At 36.7% G+C, this 829-nt stretch carries 1 protein-coding gene and 1 pseudogene; both read right to left on the reverse strand.

Annotation, left to right across the window (positions count from 1 at the left end; genetic code table 11):
- Positions 1-97 (reverse strand): annotated as a pseudogene (locus tag AC1DRF_RS30345) (GntR family transcriptional regulator); the annotation flags it as partial.
- A gap of 75 nt (positions 98-172) precedes the next feature.
- Positions 173-691, reverse strand: coding sequence for an acyl-CoA thioesterase (locus AC1DRF_RS30350; protein ID WP_034649541.1), 519 nt, complete (start codon positions 689-691; stop codon positions 173-175).
- Positions 692-829: the final 138 nt, after the last annotated feature.

The raw sequence follows: 829 nt of genomic DNA on the forward strand, positions 1-829 counted from the left end.
TGACAATATTGTGTTTAAGTGTTTGATAGACTTCTTCCCTTAAAGAAAGTCGTTTGAGAGGTTGAATGTTATTTTTCATAAAACCAATATATCGCATATTACATTAAATAACAATGTGAAAACTAAAAAAACTTCGTCTAAAAAGCAGACAGCTGCTTTTTAGATGAAGAGCTTAATTACTGCTGCGCAAAGATTTAGATAAAATGCTCGCAATCGCTTTGCTGTGCTCAACCTGCGTTTTTTTGGATTCTTTTCGTTCAAGAGCTACTTTTTGAAGGCTTTTTTCTTCTTCAGTTTGAGCAATAACTTGAGGAACGGAGGCAGGTTTCCCGTTTTCTAATGCAACAAAGGTGAGAAAAGAAGTAGCTGCGATACGCTTAATGCCCGTTAATAAATTTTCGGCAATCACTTTAACAAAAATAATCATGGAGCTTTTTCCTGTAACAACAACGAATGCTTCATATGAAATAAAATCTTCTTCGGTGACGGGTTCGATAAAATCAACGTGATCAATGGAAGCTGTAACACACGTCTTTCGTGAATGTTTAGCTGCTGAAAGAGAAGCCGTCATGTCCATGTCAGCGACAATTTTTCCTCCAAAAAGGGTGTGGTGATTGTTTAGGTCATTTGGAAAAATGTGCTGTGATTTGACTACTCGTGAGACGCTGCAAAGTACTGCTTTTTCACTCATTGAAAACACTCCTTCAAACTGTTCATATGGTTTAATGTATGTTGACTACTTGTTCTTATGTATACAAGAACAGTTTGAAGGAGTGTTTTCAATGAGTGAAAAAGCAGTACTTTGCAGCGTCTCACGAGTAGTCAAATC

This window comes from Priestia sp. P5_B4 (genome assembly GCF_056400385.1).

Coding starts and splice junctions, on each gene's coding strand:
- AC1DRF_RS30350 (WP_034649541.1), bottom strand. CDS start 691: ATGAGTGAAAAAGCAGTACTTTGCAGCGTCTCACGAGTAGTCAAATCA.